The sequence below is a fragment of the Ilumatobacter sp. genome, from assembly GCF_965215205.1.
GTDB lineage: Bacteria > Actinomycetota > Acidimicrobiia > Acidimicrobiales > Ilumatobacteraceae > Ilumatobacter_A.
In genome coordinates, this window is the sequence record NZ_OZ244049.1 from 2,122,499 (window position 1) to 2,136,093 (window position 13,595).

Annotated in this window: 16 protein-coding genes; 11 read left to right on the plus strand and 5 right to left on the minus strand. The window is 71.3% G+C overall.

Annotated features, from left to right (window positions below; all coding sequences use genetic code 11):
• Positions 1-20 precede the first annotated feature (20 nt).
• The 4 genes from ACOOHC_RS09970 to ACOOHC_RS09985 all read right to left on the minus strand — a co-directional run bounded on the left by ACOOHC_RS09970 (position 21) and on the right by ACOOHC_RS09985 (position 4,054).
• Positions 21-701, minus strand: a complete 681-nt coding sequence (locus ACOOHC_RS09970) for a response regulator (RefSeq protein ID WP_420450252.1) — start codon at positions 699-701, stop codon at positions 21-23.
• Positions 698-1,840: a sensor histidine kinase gene (locus ACOOHC_RS09975; RefSeq protein WP_420450253.1), complete on the minus strand. Its 1,143-nt coding sequence runs from the start codon at positions 1,838-1,840 to the stop codon at positions 698-700. Before ACOOHC_RS09975 ends, ACOOHC_RS09970 begins: the two co-directional genes overlap by 4 nt.
• Positions 1,841-2,096: 256 nt before the next feature.
• On the minus strand, positions 2,097-3,275 hold the full coding sequence (locus tag ACOOHC_RS09980; protein ID WP_420450254.1) for an LLM class flavin-dependent oxidoreductase: 1,179 nt from the start codon (positions 3,273-3,275) through the stop codon (positions 2,097-2,099).
• Positions 3,276-3,340: 65 nt separating this feature from the next.
• A complete protein-coding gene (locus ACOOHC_RS09985) occupies positions 3,341-4,054 on the minus strand; it encodes an aquaporin (protein ID WP_420450255.1) in 714 nt (237 codons plus the stop codon).
• Positions 4,055-4,238: 184 nt separating this feature from the next.
• Here ACOOHC_RS09985 and ACOOHC_RS09990 point away from each other — a divergent pair, with 184 nt between their 5' ends.
• Entirely contained in the window at positions 4,239-4,535 is a 297-nt protein-coding gene (locus ACOOHC_RS09990) for an ArsR/SmtB family transcription factor (protein ID WP_420450256.1), read from the plus strand.
• A 1-nt stretch (position 4,536) separates the two neighbouring features.
• Positions 4,537-5,250 (plus strand): SOS response-associated peptidase, encoded by a 714-nt coding sequence (locus ACOOHC_RS09995; RefSeq protein WP_420450257.1) that lies wholly within the window; start codon positions 4,537-4,539, stop codon positions 5,248-5,250.
• Between the two features lie 73 nt (positions 5,251-5,323).
• Here ACOOHC_RS09995 and ACOOHC_RS10000 read toward each other — a convergent pair whose 3' ends face one another.
• On the minus strand, positions 5,324-5,716 hold the full coding sequence (locus tag ACOOHC_RS10000; protein ID WP_420450258.1) for an HIT family protein: 393 nt from the start codon (positions 5,714-5,716) through the stop codon (positions 5,324-5,326).
• Between the two features lie 48 nt (positions 5,717-5,764).
• On the opposite strand from ACOOHC_RS10000, the gene ACOOHC_RS10005 reads away from it, so the two are divergent.
• From ACOOHC_RS10005 to ACOOHC_RS10045, 9 genes are all read left to right on the plus strand, one after another.
• Positions 5,765-6,421 (plus strand): CDP-alcohol phosphatidyltransferase family protein, encoded by a 657-nt coding sequence (locus tag ACOOHC_RS10005; protein WP_420450259.1) that lies wholly within the window; start codon positions 5,765-5,767, stop codon positions 6,419-6,421.
• Complete coding sequence (gcvH, locus tag ACOOHC_RS10010; protein ID WP_420450260.1) at positions 6,418-6,804, plus strand: glycine cleavage system protein GcvH; 387 nt, start codon at positions 6,418-6,420, stop codon at positions 6,802-6,804. Before ACOOHC_RS10005 ends, gcvH begins: the two co-directional genes overlap by 4 nt.
• A gap of 10 nt (positions 6,805-6,814) precedes the next feature.
• Positions 6,815-7,303 carry an FHA domain-containing protein gene (locus ACOOHC_RS10015; RefSeq protein WP_420450261.1) on the plus strand — a complete coding sequence of 163 codons (489 nt, stop codon included), beginning with the start codon at positions 6,815-6,817 and terminating at the stop codon, positions 7,301-7,303.
• Complete coding sequence (locus ACOOHC_RS10020; RefSeq protein ID WP_420450262.1) at positions 7,296-8,174, plus strand: MerR family transcriptional regulator; 879 nt, start codon at positions 7,296-7,298, stop codon at positions 8,172-8,174. The genes ACOOHC_RS10015 and ACOOHC_RS10020 overlap by 8 nt, the downstream gene beginning before the upstream one ends.
• Positions 8,175-8,227: 53 nt before the next feature.
• Positions 8,228-8,713, plus strand: a complete 486-nt coding sequence (locus ACOOHC_RS10025; protein ID WP_420450263.1) for a bifunctional nuclease family protein — start codon at positions 8,228-8,230, stop codon at positions 8,711-8,713.
• A 179-nt stretch (positions 8,714-8,892) separates the two neighbouring features.
• A complete protein-coding gene (locus ACOOHC_RS10030) occupies positions 8,893-9,399 on the plus strand; it encodes a MerR family transcriptional regulator (protein ID WP_420450264.1) in 507 nt (168 codons plus the stop codon).
• Complete coding sequence (gcvT, locus tag ACOOHC_RS10035; protein WP_420450265.1) at positions 9,396-10,463, plus strand: glycine cleavage system aminomethyltransferase GcvT; 1,068 nt, start codon at positions 9,396-9,398, stop codon at positions 10,461-10,463. Before ACOOHC_RS10030 ends, gcvT begins: the two co-directional genes overlap by 4 nt.
• 105 nt (positions 10,464-10,568) lie before the next feature.
• Positions 10,569-12,824, plus strand: coding sequence for an AI-2E family transporter (locus ACOOHC_RS10040; protein WP_420450266.1), 2,256 nt, complete (start codon positions 10,569-10,571; stop codon positions 12,822-12,824).
• 82 nt (positions 12,825-12,906) lie between these two features.
• Positions 12,907-13,587 (plus strand): HAD family hydrolase, encoded by a 681-nt coding sequence (locus tag ACOOHC_RS10045; protein ID WP_420450267.1) that lies wholly within the window; start codon positions 12,907-12,909, stop codon positions 13,585-13,587.
• The last annotated feature ends 8 nt before the right edge of the window (positions 13,588-13,595 follow it).

Here is a 13,595-nt window from a genome sequence, read left to right on the forward strand (position 1 = left end):
CCGCCACGACGTGTCGACCGTCAGTCGACGACGGGCAGGTGCTCGTGCACCCAGATCGCGATCTCCACGCGGTTGCGCAGACCCAGCTTCACCTGGATGCTCTCGAGATGGGACTTGACGGTCGACGGTGACACGAAGAGCTCCGTGGCGATCTCACGGTTGGTCAGCCCTCTCGCCGTCGCCCGGGCGACGTCGACCTCGCGGACCGACAGCGGGTTCGGAGCCGACGGCTGCCGATCCGTGCCGACGAACCTGTCGAGGTAGCGCACGGTGATCGCCGGCGAGATCATGGCTTCGCCGCTCGCAGCGGCACGGACGGCGTGCAGCAGCATCTCGGGTCCTGCGTCCTTCAGGATGAACCCGACCGCGCCGTTGCGCAAGGCCGTCACGACGTACTCGTCGTCGTCGAACGTCGTGGCGATCACCACCTTGACCGGATCGACCGCATCAGGACCGGCGAGCGCCCGTGTCGCGGCGAGCCCGTCGAGCACCGGCATGCGGATGTCCATCACGACGACGTCCGGGCGCAGCCGGGCAGCCAGCGCGACGCACCGCTCGCCGTCGGCGGCCTCGCCGACGACGGTCATGTCGGCCTGGCTCTCGATGATCATCGAGAACCCGGCGCGGACCATCGACTGGTCATCGGCGAGCAGCACCCGCAGCGGCGATCGCTCGGCGTGGTCGACGGTCGTCGTCGTCATCGGCGAACCGCCGGGTCAGCGGGGATCGTCGCGGCCACCCTCCATCGACCGGGTTCCGACGGGCCGGCCGAGAACGTCCCTCCGATCGACTGGATCCGCTCACGCATCCCGGGCAGACCGAACCCCTCACCACGATCCCCGGGCGCGATCCCGTTCTCGAGGGTGACGTGGATCCCGTCCTCGGTCCGCCGGAGCGACCCGCGATCGCTGCCGTCGGCGACGCCGTGGCGCCGGGCGTTCGTCACGGCCTCGCGGAGCACTCGCATCGCGACCCACACCGCCTCCGACGCAGCCGGATCGAGGACCTCGTCGACGAGCCGCAGGTCCATCCCCGGATGGGACGACCGCGCATCGGCCACCAGGCGCTCGAGGTCATCCCACGTCGCGACGGTGTCCGCATCCTCGTTCCGCAGCGCCTGGACCAAATGTCGAACGGACCGCATCGTCTCGTGGCCCGCCGCCTCGATCTCGACGAGCGTGGAGTCGACAGGTCCGCCCGCCGTCGACGGATCGGGCCGGCCGCTGAAGCGTCGACCCTGAGCGAGGACGATCATCCCGGTCACGTGGTGCCCGACCACGTCGTGGATCTCCCGGGCGAGGGCGAGACGTTCGGCCTGCCGCTCGAGTGCGACCCGGGCCCGCCGTTCTCGATCGAGCGACCGCAGGTACGCGACGGCGACCGCGGCGCCCGCCAGTCCGATGAACACGACCATCGTCAAGATGATCTGGTTCGCCGGCCTGGCCTGGCGGGCCCCGATCGACAGGCCGGCCAGCGCCGCGCACACGGCGACCACCCGGGCGGGCGCCCCACCGGCCGAGAGCAGCACGAAGACCACCGCCGGGAGCACGACGGCGTCGGTGAGGAACGTGAGGCGACCGTCGACCCCGACGTACGACAGGGTCACCACGACCGACGCCACAGAAGCACCGGCCCCGGCGACCACGGCCCGATCGGAGCGAAGCACGGCGACGAGTCCGGAGATCGACAACCCCACCAGACCCGCCAGCGTCCACGCCGACGGCACCTCCACGGTGAGCCCGGCCAGCGACAGATCGCCGACCACCGCGGCGCACACCACGAACGCGAACCCGATCCGCGCGAGCTGCGTCGGCCCGCCACCCCCCACGAACCGACTCACCAGCGGAAACCTACCGATGCCGGTCGCGGACACGTTCGGGCGGACGTCCGCACCGACCTCGTCGAGCACCGAGCCGCGCGTGGCCGTGGGCTCACCCGTGGGGACGTCACCACGCCGACGAGGTCGGGGAGGAGACCGCGGCGCGGGCGGTCGGGGAGCGGTCGCCGAGCGTGATCCCGTGCGTCACGGGCGGAACGGTCCAGACCGCTGCGACATCGACCGACGAACTCGCACGGGCACGAGGAGCTCGCCGCGATCAACGAGCGGCGCGCTCCTCCTCGTAGCGACCGATCTCGGTGAGTTGGGCACCGAGGGTGGCGTCGACCCAGCGCGACCCGGCCCCGACGATCGCGTCGTAGCTCGCCTGGACGGCGGCGGCCTGGCCGTCGAAGTGGGGCATCACCTCGTGGGCGAACAGCTCGTAGCTGCGCTTCGTCGCCGGCCAGTCGGCGAAGTCGGCGCCCATCATCATGTAGCACCCGAAGCCGCCCGTCTTGGCCTGCAGACGCTCGATCTGCGCGACCGCCATCTCCGGGGTGCCGATCACCATCCGCCCCGTCTCGTTGAGGTGGTCGACGAACGCGTCGTAGCCCGACGGCGGCGGCGGGTCGTCCGGGTCGCCCATCGGCAGGATGTGGCTGAGGTAGTCGAACACCCACTGCAGGCCGTGGCGGCAGTTCTCCTTCGCCTGCTCCACGGTCTCGGCGACGTGCATCGGGCCCATCAGGCGCCAGTCGTGGCGCGGGGCGTCGTGGCCGTGCAGCGCCGCCTCCTCCTGCCAGACCTGGAAGTTGTAGTCGAGCACCCCGAACCCGGCCGGCTCGGTCGCCGCGATCGACATCAGGCCGACGCCGTGGCGGCCGGCGAGCTTCGATCCCGACGGCGACACGCTCGACACGAGGGCCACGTCGAAGTCGCTGTACGGGCGGACCTGGAGGACCGCCTCCTCGCAGGTGAACCACTCGGTCCGCTCGGTGACGGTCTCGCCGGAGAACAACCGCATCATCACGTCGAACGCCTCGTGCATCCGCTGCCGCTGATCGGCCGGGTCGATCCCGAGCATGGCCGCGTCCGAGGTCAGCTGCCCCGGTCCCGCACCGAACATCATCCGCCCACGGGTGAGGTGGTCCAGCATGACGATGCGGTCGGCGAGCACGAACGGGTGGTGGTAGGGGAGCGAGTTGACCCCGGTCCCCAGCTTGATGTGCCGGGTGCGCTCGGCGGCCGCCGCGATGAACAGCTCGGGGCTGGCGATCAGCTCCGAGCCACCGGAGTGGTGCTCCCCGATCCACGCTTCGTGGTACCCAAGGCGGTCGAGCAGCTCGACGAGCTCCAGGTCGCGGTGCAGCGCGAGCGTCGGGTTGGTGCCCGTGAGGTGCATCGGCGGCAGGAAGATCCCGAAGCGGAGTGGCTGATCGACCGTGAACCTCGACATCGATCGATCATGTCACGCCGACGCCTCCACGCCCGGGCCGACCGCCACGCCGGTGCCCGCACGGGTCAGCGTCGGGTCGGCGCGAACAGGTACCGCACGAGCGCCGTGGCCACCAGCGCTCCGACGACCTGAGCGGCGACGAACCCCGGCGCCGACGCCGGCGCGATCCCCGCGAAGGTGTCCGACAGGGTGCGCGCCACCGCGATCATCGGGTTGGCGAAGCTCGTCGAGGAGGTGAAGAAGTAGGCCCCGCCGATCCACACCCCGACGGCGACCGCCACGACGTGGGGGCGGGCGTGTCGCACGGCGCCGTGGATCACGAGGATCAACCCGATGGTCGCCACGACCTCGGCCAGCAGCTCGCCACCCGAGTCGCGCGACCGGGTCGACACCGACACCCACCCGAGCCCGGTCCGCGCGGTGAACATCGCGTTCGCCAGGATCGCGCCGATGCAGCCGCCGACCACCTGGACGAGCGCGTAGGCGGCGGCGTCGCGGGTCGACATCGTCGAGAGGAGGCGCTCGACGAGCGTCACCGCGGGGTTGAAGTGCGCTCCGGACACAGTCGCGAACATCACGATCAACCCGATCAGCGCCCCGGCGGTGGCCGCGGCGTTCTCCAGGAGCTGCAGCCCGACGTCGTCGGGCGAGAGCGTCTCGGCCGTGATCCCCGACCCGATGACGGCGACCACGAGCAGGGCGCTCCCGATGCCCTCGGCGACGAGGCGACGGCCGAGGTCGACCGGGGGAGGGGCGATCGGGGTGGGGAGCTCGTCCATTCTGCGGCGTCGATCCCCGGTACGGTTGACGAGCCGGACGAAACGTCACGAGCCGATCGATCACCGCCAGCATGTCAGAACCGACCCCGTCCTCGACCGCATCCTCGTCGATCGCCTCGATCGCACCGACGTCGCTCGACCCGACGTCGCCCGACGGCGGTGCCGCGAGACCGGAGGCGAGGCGATGGACGCCGACGAATCGATCGTGATGGCCGGGCGCGTCTCGGCGCTCGCCGACCCGGTGCGCCTGCGGATCCTGTCGATCCTCGCGGGGTCCGACGACGGCGAGGTGTGCGCGTGCGACTTCGTGGAGCCCCTGGGCCGCTCGCAGCCCACGGTGTCGCACCACCTGCGCGTCCTCGCCGAGGCGGGCTTCGTCGAAGGCGACAAGCGCGGGCGGTGGGTGTGGTACCGGTTGCGCGACGACTCCGTCGCCGACCTCGCGCGCGACCTCGTCACGGTGGCCACGGGGGGCCGCTGAGATGTGCGGACGCTTCGTCGCCGCGAGCCCGCCCGAGGAGATCGCGAACCACTTCGCGGCGGCGCTCGAGGTCGACGGGCTGGGCGAGAACTACAACGTCGCGCCGACCCACGACGTCTACGGGGTGGTCGTCGACCGCGACGACACCGCCGGGCCGGCGCTGCGCGCCTTCCACTGGGGTCTGATCCCGAGCTGGGCGAAGGACCGCAAGATCGCGTCGCGCATGATCAACGCCCGCTCCGAGACGCTCGACGAGAAGCGGTCGTTCTCGAAGCTGTTCCACGAGCGCCGCCTGCTGATCCCGATGGACGGGTTCTACGAGTGGGCCGCCGGCGACCCCGACGGCCCGCGCACCGCGAAGGGCGCGCCGGTCAAGCGACCGTTCTTCATCTCGTGCGTCGACGACGACCCGCTGGCCGTGGCCGGGCTGTGGACGCTGTGGAAGGACCGCGACGACCCGGACGGGCGCTGGCTGCAGTCGGCGACCGTGCTCACCACCAGCGCGAACGAGACGATGTCGGCGATCCACGACCGGATGCCGGTGATCGTGCCGCGCGACCGCTGGGCGCAGTGGCTCGATCCCGACAACCGCGACGTCGACACCGTGAAGGACCTGTTCGCGGCTCGCCACGACGGGGTGCTCGAGATGCACCCCGTCACCACCGACGTCAACGACGTGCGCAACAACGCCGCCCACCTCGTCGAACCCGCCTGACCGGGTCGCGCCGCCGATGGGGGTCGGACCCCACGTGCGACGGGCGCCCGACGGGTCGGTGGCGGTCGGCGCGTCAGAGCTCGTCGCGGATGCGCTGCGCCCACGACTCGAGGTCGTCGTGCGCGACCGACGCCGCGGCGTTCGCGAAGCTCAGCTCGCTCATCTCGTTCGTCGGCACCAGGTGGACGTGGGCATGCGGGACCTCGTACCCGGCGATGATCATCCCCACCCGTTCGCACCCGAACGCCGCGTGCTGGGCCGTCGCGATCCGGTGCGACACGGCGAACAGGTGCGCCGAGAGCTCGGGCGAGGCGTCGATCCAGTGATCGACCTCCTCCACCGGGACGACCAGGACGTGGCCCGGCGCCATCGGGTTGATCGACAGGAACGCGACGCAGAGGTCGTCGCGGTGCACGAACGTGCCGGGGATCTCGCCGTCGATGATCTTCGAGAAGATGGTGGCCACCTCCCGATCATGCCGGATCGACCGCGGCCGACGCGTACGCTGGCCGGAGTGAGCCAGCCCGACGCGACCGCCGGACCGGCGACCGAGCCCGTCGTCGAGGGGGTCTTCGATCGCCTGTGGACGTGGCCCAACCTGTTCACCCTGATCCGCCTGCTGTGCCTCCCGCTCTTCCTCTACCTGCTGTTCGGCCAGGAGAACCGCGCCGGCGCCGCCTGGCTGCTCGCCGGGCTCGGCAGCACCGACTGGATCGACGGCTACGTCGCACGGCGCTTCGACCAGGGCAGCGAGTTCGGGAAGATCTTCGATCCCGTCGTCGACCGGCTGCTGTTCCTGGTCGCGGTGACCGCGATCATCGTCGACGGGTCGATCCCGCTCTGGTTCGCGCTCGCCGTGCTCGCGCGCGAGCTGATCGTGGGCGTCGTGATGGCGTTCTCCACGCTGTTCCTGAAGATGCAGCGCTTCGGCGTGACCTGGTGGGGCAAGGTCGCCACGTTCATGCTGATGGGGGCCGTCCCGAGCTTCCTGATCGGCTCGACCGACGTCTGGGAGGCGCCGTTCTTCGAGGTGCTCGCGTGGGTCATCGGCATCCCGGGACTCGTCATCAGCTGGTGGACCGCGATCAACTATGTTCCACAGGTCCGCGCCGGGATCACCGCCGGGCGCGCGCAGACCCTCACCCTCCACGAGAAGCGAACGACTCGATGAACATCCCCACCGACCTCCGCTACTCCTCCGACCACGAGTGGATCCGTCGCGAGTCCGGAGGTGACGTGGTCACGATCGGCATCACCGACTACGCGCAGGATGCCCTCGGCGACGTGGTGTTCGTCGAGGCTCCCGACGTGGGGCTCCCGGTCGCCGCGAGCGAGACGTTCACCGAGGTGGAGAGCACCAAGTCGGTGAGCGACGTCTACGCACCCGTGACCGGGACGATCACCTCGATCAACGAGCGGCTGGAGAACGAGCCCGAGCTGCTCAACTCCGACCCCTACGGCGACGGCTGGATCTGCACGATCGAGATGTCCGTTCCGTCGGAGTACGAGGAGCTGCTCGACGCCGGCGGGTACGAGCAGCTCACGGAGGGGTGACGGTTCCACGATGAGCGAGTACGTCTTCTGCAACCAGTGCGGTCACCGCAACCCGCCGACGAGCGCCTTCTGCTCGAGCTGCGGTTCCCCGCTCGACACGCTCGACGACCGCACGATCAACCTCACGCGCATCGACCCGCTCCAGGACGCTCCCGGATCCGACGACGACCTCGTCGTCCCCGTCGGCGAGCTCCCGGTGGAGGTCGGAGTCCTGATCGTCCGGGCGGGCGAGCAGGCCGGTGACCGCTTCCACCTCGAGCGCGACCTCACCCGCCTCGGGCGACACCCCGACAGCGAGATCAGCCTCGACGACATCACGGTGTCGCGTCGCCACGTCGACATCGAGCGGACGCCCGACGGCTACGTGGCGACCGACGCCGGATCGCTCAACGGCACCTACGTCAACCAGGAGCGGATCGACCAGGTGGCGCTGCGCCACGGCGACGAGCTCCAGGTCGGCAAGTTCCGACTCGTCTTCTTCGAGCGGACCGATGCCTGACCAGCACCCGGCCCGCACCTCTCCCACGGCGACGTCACCCAGCCACCTGTCGATCGGCGAGGTGCTGTCGCTGCTGCTCGAGGAGTTCCCCGACGTCACCATCTCCAAGATCCGGTTCCTCGAGAGCCAGGGCCTGATCGAACCGGAGCGAACCGCGTCGGGCTACCGCAAGTTCTACGACGCGGACGTCGAGCTGCTGCGCTGCATCCTGCGCGAGCAGAAGGACAACTTCCTGCCGCTCAAGGTGATCAAGGACCGACTCGACACCGGAGAGATCGACCCCACGAACGACAACTCCCGCCCGACCGAGCTGCCCGACGAGCAGCGCCCTGCATCCGACGGGACCCTCGGCACGTCGCGGCACCCGGCCGCGACCCGATCGGTCGAGAGCTCGAGCTCGCCCGTCGCGGCCTCTGCGTCATCGGGATCGCCACGCGACGCCGCCCCCGCCACCACGCCGACGCCCGGGCGCGACGACAGCGGTGGTCTGCTGGCCCCCGGCGTGGTGCTCGACTCGTCCGAGCTGCGCTCGATGTCGGGCCTCGGCGCCGACCAGCTCGAGCAACTCGAGTCGTACGGCGTGCTCGGACCGGGCGCCGGAGGCTCCTACGACGAGGACGCGCTCGAGATCGCACGCATCGCGAAGCGGTTCTTCGACCTCGGGCTCGACGCCCGCCACCTGCGCGGCTGGAAGGTCGCGGCCGATCGCGAGGCGGGGTTGTTCGAGCAGATCATCCAACCCCTGCTGCGCCAGCGCAACCCGCAGGCGAACGAGCACGCGATCGCGCAGCTCACCGAGCTCTCCACCCACGGAGGCCAGCTGCGCGCCGCGATGATGCGCACGCTGCTGCGCCAGCACCTCGATCGTTGACGCCGACCGCCCCACGCCGGTCACCGGGAGCCTCGACGCGATACGATCGGATCGTGGTCCCCGTCGAACTGGTCGGAGTCCGGGTCGAAGTCCCGGCGAACACCCCGATGGTGCTGCTGCGTGAGCAGAGCGGCCGTCACCGTCTGCTCCCGATCTACATCGGGAGTCCCGAGGCGACGGCGATCCACTACGCGCTGGAGGGCATCGAGCCGCCGCGCCCGTTCACCCACGATCTCTTCCTCACCGCGCTCGACGAGCTGGGCGCCTCGATCGAGCGCATCGTGGTCACCGAGATCGTCGAGCGGACGTTCTACGCCGAGGTGCACCTCACCTCCGCCGCCGGCGACAAGGTGCTGTCGTCCCGGCCGTCCGACGCGATCGCCCTCGCCGTCCGGTGCGGTGCGCCGCTGTTCGCCGGCGACGAGCTGATCGCGGAGCACGGCCAGGATCCTCCGGAGGAACCCGAGGAGGACGCGGCCGAGATCATCGACGAGTTCAAGGACTTCCTCGAATCCGTCGATCCCGACGACTTCGTCTGACACCGCTCGCGCCCGGTGGGGCCCCCGGCACCCGCCGTGAACCCTCGACCGCAGGTTGACAGGTGGTCCGGGGGCGTCGTAACGTTCGGCTTCCCCACACGGCCGTAACTACGTCCGTGTCGACGCGGACGGGCTCGCCGCCCGCAGACAGCGCACGAGCGCACCAGGAAGGGTTGACCATGGGCGAGGCTCCGGACGACGAAGCGCGCGAGGCCGCGGCCGCCATCCCCGACGAGGGGTTCAGCGGGACGCGATCGGCCAAGGTGGTGGGGATCACCTACCGCCAGCTCGACTACTGGGCGCGCACCGACCTGATCCGACCGTCGATCGCGGATGCGGAGGGGAGCGGGAGCCGCCGCAAGTACTCCTACAACGACCTGCTCGAGCTGAAGGCCATCAAGAAGCTGCTCGACGCCGGGATCAAGCTCGAACAGGTGCGCAAGGTCTTCGAGTACCTCCGCGAGCACGTCACGACCGACATCGCCTCGGCCCACATCGTGATCGATGGCGGCAGCGTCAACCTGTACGACGACGGTCAGCTGATCGACGTGCTCCAGCGCGGGCAGGGTGTGCTCAACGTGCTGTCGATGGGGGGAGTGAAGAGCGAGCTCGAGGACGACCTGCGACCCGACCCGGTCGTACCGGCGACGCCCGAACCCGGCGCGGTCGTCCGACGGACCGGATGAGCGAGCGGCGGTCGCCGCTCGCCGACCGGCACGAGGCGCTCCACGCCACGATGGTCGACTTCGGCGGGTGGCGGATGCCGATCGCGTACCCGACCGGCACGATCGCCGAGCACGTCGCGTGCCGGTCGGCCGCCGCCGTGTTCGACGTCTCCCACCTCGGGACGGTGCGGGTCGAGGGCGCCGGAGCGCTCGACCGGCTGCAGACCACGCTGACCAACGACCTGGGCAGGATCGCGCCCGGTCGAGCGCAGTACACCCACCTGCTCGACGCGCACGACGCCTCGGTGCTCGACGACATCATCGTGTGGTGGCACCCTCGCCACGAGCGCGTCGACGGCACCGGTGACGTCTTCGACGTGATGCCGAACGCCTCGAACACCGAACGCGTGCTCACCGCGATCGGCGGCGACGACACGACCACGACCCGGGCGGTGATCGCGCTGCAGGGCCCCGAGGCGCTCGCGCTGGCCGCCGAGGTGGTGCCCGACGCCGCTGCGGTCGGTCGCTTCCGGGTGGAGCACGTCGGCTGGGGTGGCACGTCGTGCGTGGTCGCCGGGACGGGGTACACCGGTGAGCCGGGGATCGAGATCGCGGTCCCGATCGATGCCGCGGGCGATCTCTGGGACGCGCTCGTCGGTGGCGGCGCCACCCCGGCCGGCCTGGGTGCGCGCGACACCCTCCGGCTCGAGGCAGGGCTCCCGTTGCACGGCCAGGAGCTCGGCCCGGGCATCACCTCGCTCCAGGCCGGGCTGGGATGGGTGGTCGCCTGGGACAAGCCCGACTTCACGGGGCGAGAGGCCGCCCTCGCCGAGCGCGCGTCGGGCGTCGGGCGTCATCTCGTCGGCATCGCGCTGGACGGTCGGCGCCCCGCCCGGGCGGGGTCGACCGTCGTCGCGAGCGGGATCCCGGTCGGGACGGTCACGAGCGGGAACTTCTCACCGATCCTCGGCCACGCGATCGCTCTCGCGCTGATCGACGCCACGATCGGCGAGGGTGACGCCGTCGAGCTCGACGTCCGGGGTCGCCCCCTCCCCGGGCACGTCACGAGCCCCCCGTTCGTCTGAGCGCCGCACCGGCGCACGCTCGTCGTGGTCGCCGCCACCTGCCCGCCCACGTGACCGCGCGTCCACGTCGTGGAGCGGTCCGCGTCGGACATGGTTGACTACCGCATGGCCGAAAGCGCCCCCCAGGAGGGGACGACCGATCCGCTCTCGAACGAGCGGCCCGTGTACGACGTCGACATCCCGCTCACGGCGCTGCTCGGCTTCGCCGTCCTCGTGGTCGTGACGGTGTTCATCCTGACGACCATCGATCGGGCGCAGCAGCTCCTGATGCTCGCGATCTTCGCGGCGCTGCTGTCATCGCTGCTCGCCCCGCTCGTCGCGACGGTGGCGCGCGCGATCGGACGGGTCGCAGCGACCGTCGTCCTGCACCTGGTGGTGCTGGTCGCCCTGGCCGGCTGCACCGCGTTCGTGATCGGGCAGATCCGCACGGAGGCCTCCTCGCTCGAGACGTACACCGCGGAGCAGATCGACGAACTGGAGGCGAGCGGCGGGACGACGTTCCTCGGCCGCACCCGGATCGACGAGCGCCTGTCGGACGCGGCCGAATCGTGGGGGACCGGCGCGGTCACGGGGGAGAGCGACGTCGCCGGCATCGCGACCCGTCTCTCCGAGCTGGCGATCACGGTCGTGCTGAGCGCCTTCCTCACCCTGCAGGGGAGCCGGTTGGTCGACATCGCGATGACCTGGAGCTCGCACCGCGAACGGCGGCGGTTGCTGCGTGAGGTGTGGCGCGACGTCGTCACGCAGGCGACGGCGTACCTCCGCCGAGCGGCGGCGGCCGGGGTCGTGGTCGGCCTCGCGACGTCCGCCGTCGCCGTCGGCTTCGGTCTGCCGGGGGTGGTGCTGCTCGGGGTGTGGGCGGCGCTGCTGTCGGTCGTGCCGCTCCTCGGCGGGATCGTCGGGTGGTTGCCGCTCGTGGTCGTCGCCGCCGTCGACCGCTCGCCGCAGACGACGGCGCTGGTCGCCGCGGTCGCCCTGGCCGGGATCGTCGCGACCTCCCTGCTGCGGTCACGTGTCGTGCGGGTCGAGGTCGATCCGGGGTCGTTCCTGGTGGCGGTCGGGATCGCAGCCGGGTTGAGCGCCGCGGGCCTGCCGGGCGCGGCGATCGGGATGTTCGTCGCCGTCGCCGTGGTGACCGTGGCCCGCCACGACTGGTCGGAGATCCGGGCTGCCGGTGTGGACGACGAGAGCGACGATCGCGCCCCCGTCGGCGGGATCCGGCTCAGCCCGCGCCCGGCCTCACGTGGCGCGAACGAGGGGTCGTCGCCGTCGCTCACCGGGGACGACCGGCTGCTGCTCCAGCTCACCCGCGGCACCGCCCTGCGGGTGACCGCGCTGATCGTGTTCGCGTTCGCGCTCCAGCTCTCGATCGCACGCGTCGGGCCGATCCTCGTCTGGGCCGTCGTCGGCATCCTGATCGCCATCGGGCTCGACCAGCCGGTGTCGTGGATCGCGCGCCGCGTCGGGATCCCCCGGTCGGCGGTGGTCATCACCGGGGCGATCGTCGTGGCGATCGGCGTCGTCGCTCTCGTCGGGTCGGCGGGCGGCTCGATCGGGACGGGGGACCGACTCGACGACGAGATCCCGTCGCTGGTGAGCTCGCTGGAGGACCTGCCGCTGATCGGGGACCGACTCGCCGAGCTGGAGCTGGCCGAGCGGATCGACGACTTCATCGACGACGCCCCCGACGTGGTGACGCGCTCGCCGATCACCGGGCGTGCCGTCGGGATCGTCGGAGGTGGGATCGTCGGCGCGTTCTGGGTGGTCGTGGTCGCGCTGACCGGGCTGCTCGACGGTCCACGGTTGATCGCTGCGGTCGATCGGCGGGTCCCGGCCCGGTTCCGGCGCCAGTGCGAGCGGCTGGGGCGGGCCGGCACCGCGGCGCTCGCCGGCTACGTCGCCGGATCCGCGCTGGTCGCGGCGATGAACGGGGTGCTGATCGGGACCCTCGCGCTGGTGTTCGGCGTCCCGCTCGGCGTCTTCCTGGCGTTCTGGGCGTTCGGGTGGAACTTCATCCCCCAGGTCGGCGCGCTGATCGGGTGGGCGCCGCTGCTCGTGCTCTCGCTCCTCCAGGGGACGGCGATCGGCCTCACCGTGCTGGTCGTGTTCGTGCTCTACCAGGCGCTGGAGAACAACGTGATCCAGCCGACGATCGTCGGCCACGCGGTCGACATCAGCGCTCTCGCGGCGCTCGGCGCAGCCCTGCTCGGCGGCGCGGTCGCCGGCCTCATTGGTGCCGTGCTCGCGATCCCCGTCGCCGGGGTGGCGCGCGCCCTCGTGATGGAGTGGAACCGCGACGACTTCCCACGGCGCGGCATCGCACCGGGCGACGAGCCCGTCCACGGCGCACCCCTTCCCTGAACCGGGTCGCGAGCCAGGGGAGCGGGCCGGTTCGGGAGGACCGACCACGATGATCGGGCCACCGAGCGGGTACGGCTCGGCCATGGACGACACCGCGCTCCGACCCGTCGCCGTGCTCGACATCAACGAGACGGCGCTCGACCTCTCCCCGGTCCGCGAGGTCGTCGACGAACACCTCGGCGCAGAGGGCGGATTCGTGGTGTGGTTCCAGCGCCTGCTCCAGCTCGCGATGGCCTCGAACGTCACCGAGGGCACGGTCGGGTTCACGACGCTCGCCGAGTCCGCGTTCGACGCCGTCGCCCGCACCTCGTCACGCACCGTCCCGGACGGCTCGTGGGGCGATGTCGTCGATGCCTTCGGGCGCCTCGAGGCGCACCCCGACGTCGCTCCCGGCCTCGAACGCCTCCGGGCGCTCGGGTGGTCGACCGTCGCGCTGACGAACAGCGACGCCGAGCAGGCACGGTCGCAGATCGGCGGAGCCGGTCTCGCCGGTCGGTTCGACCTGATCGTGTCGGTCGAGGAGGTGGGGTCGTTCAAGCCCGATGCGGCGCCGTACCGACACGTCGCCCAGCTGCTCGATCGGCCGCTCGGGTCGACGTGGATGGTCGCGACCCACGACTGGGATCTCGCGGGCGCACGCGCCGTGGGCATGCGCACGGCGTACGTGCGGCGGCCGGGCTCGACCTACGCCGACTGCTACCCGCCCGCCGACGTGGAGGTCGACGACTTCGTCGAACTGGCCCGCCACCTGGCGGGGGAGTGACCGCCCAC

Excerpts from the sequence above, each read along its gene's own strand:
- ACOOHC_RS09970 (WP_420450252.1), bottom strand. The coding sequence starts at position 701 with ATGACGACGACGACCGTCGACCACGCCGAGCGATCGCCGCTGCGGGTG.
- ACOOHC_RS09980 (WP_420450254.1), bottom strand. The coding sequence starts at position 3,275 with ATGTCGAGGTTCACGGTCGATCAGCCACTCCGCTTCGGGATCTTCCTG.
- ACOOHC_RS09985 (WP_420450255.1), bottom strand. The coding sequence starts at position 4,054 with ATGGACGAGCTCCCCACCCCGATCGCCCCTCCCCCGGTCGACCTCGGC.
- ACOOHC_RS09990 (WP_420450256.1), top strand. The coding sequence starts at position 4,239 with ATGGACGCCGACGAATCGATCGTGATGGCCGGGCGCGTCTCGGCGCTC.
- ACOOHC_RS09995 (WP_420450257.1), top strand. The coding sequence starts at position 4,537 with ATGTGCGGACGCTTCGTCGCCGCGAGCCCGCCCGAGGAGATCGCGAAC.
- gcvH (WP_420450260.1), top strand. The coding sequence starts at position 6,418 with ATGAACATCCCCACCGACCTCCGCTACTCCTCCGACCACGAGTGGATC.
- ACOOHC_RS10015 (WP_420450261.1), top strand. The coding sequence starts at position 6,815 with ATGAGCGAGTACGTCTTCTGCAACCAGTGCGGTCACCGCAACCCGCCG.
- ACOOHC_RS10020 (WP_420450262.1), top strand. The coding sequence starts at position 7,296 with ATGCCTGACCAGCACCCGGCCCGCACCTCTCCCACGGCGACGTCACCC.
- ACOOHC_RS10030 (WP_420450264.1), top strand. The coding sequence starts at position 8,893 with ATGGGCGAGGCTCCGGACGACGAAGCGCGCGAGGCCGCGGCCGCCATC.
- gcvT (WP_420450265.1), top strand. The coding sequence starts at position 9,396 with ATGAGCGAGCGGCGGTCGCCGCTCGCCGACCGGCACGAGGCGCTCCAC.
- ACOOHC_RS10040 (WP_420450266.1), top strand. The coding sequence starts at position 10,569 with ATGGCCGAAAGCGCCCCCCAGGAGGGGACGACCGATCCGCTCTCGAAC.
- ACOOHC_RS10045 (WP_420450267.1), top strand. The coding sequence starts at position 12,907 with ATGGACGACACCGCGCTCCGACCCGTCGCCGTGCTCGACATCAACGAG.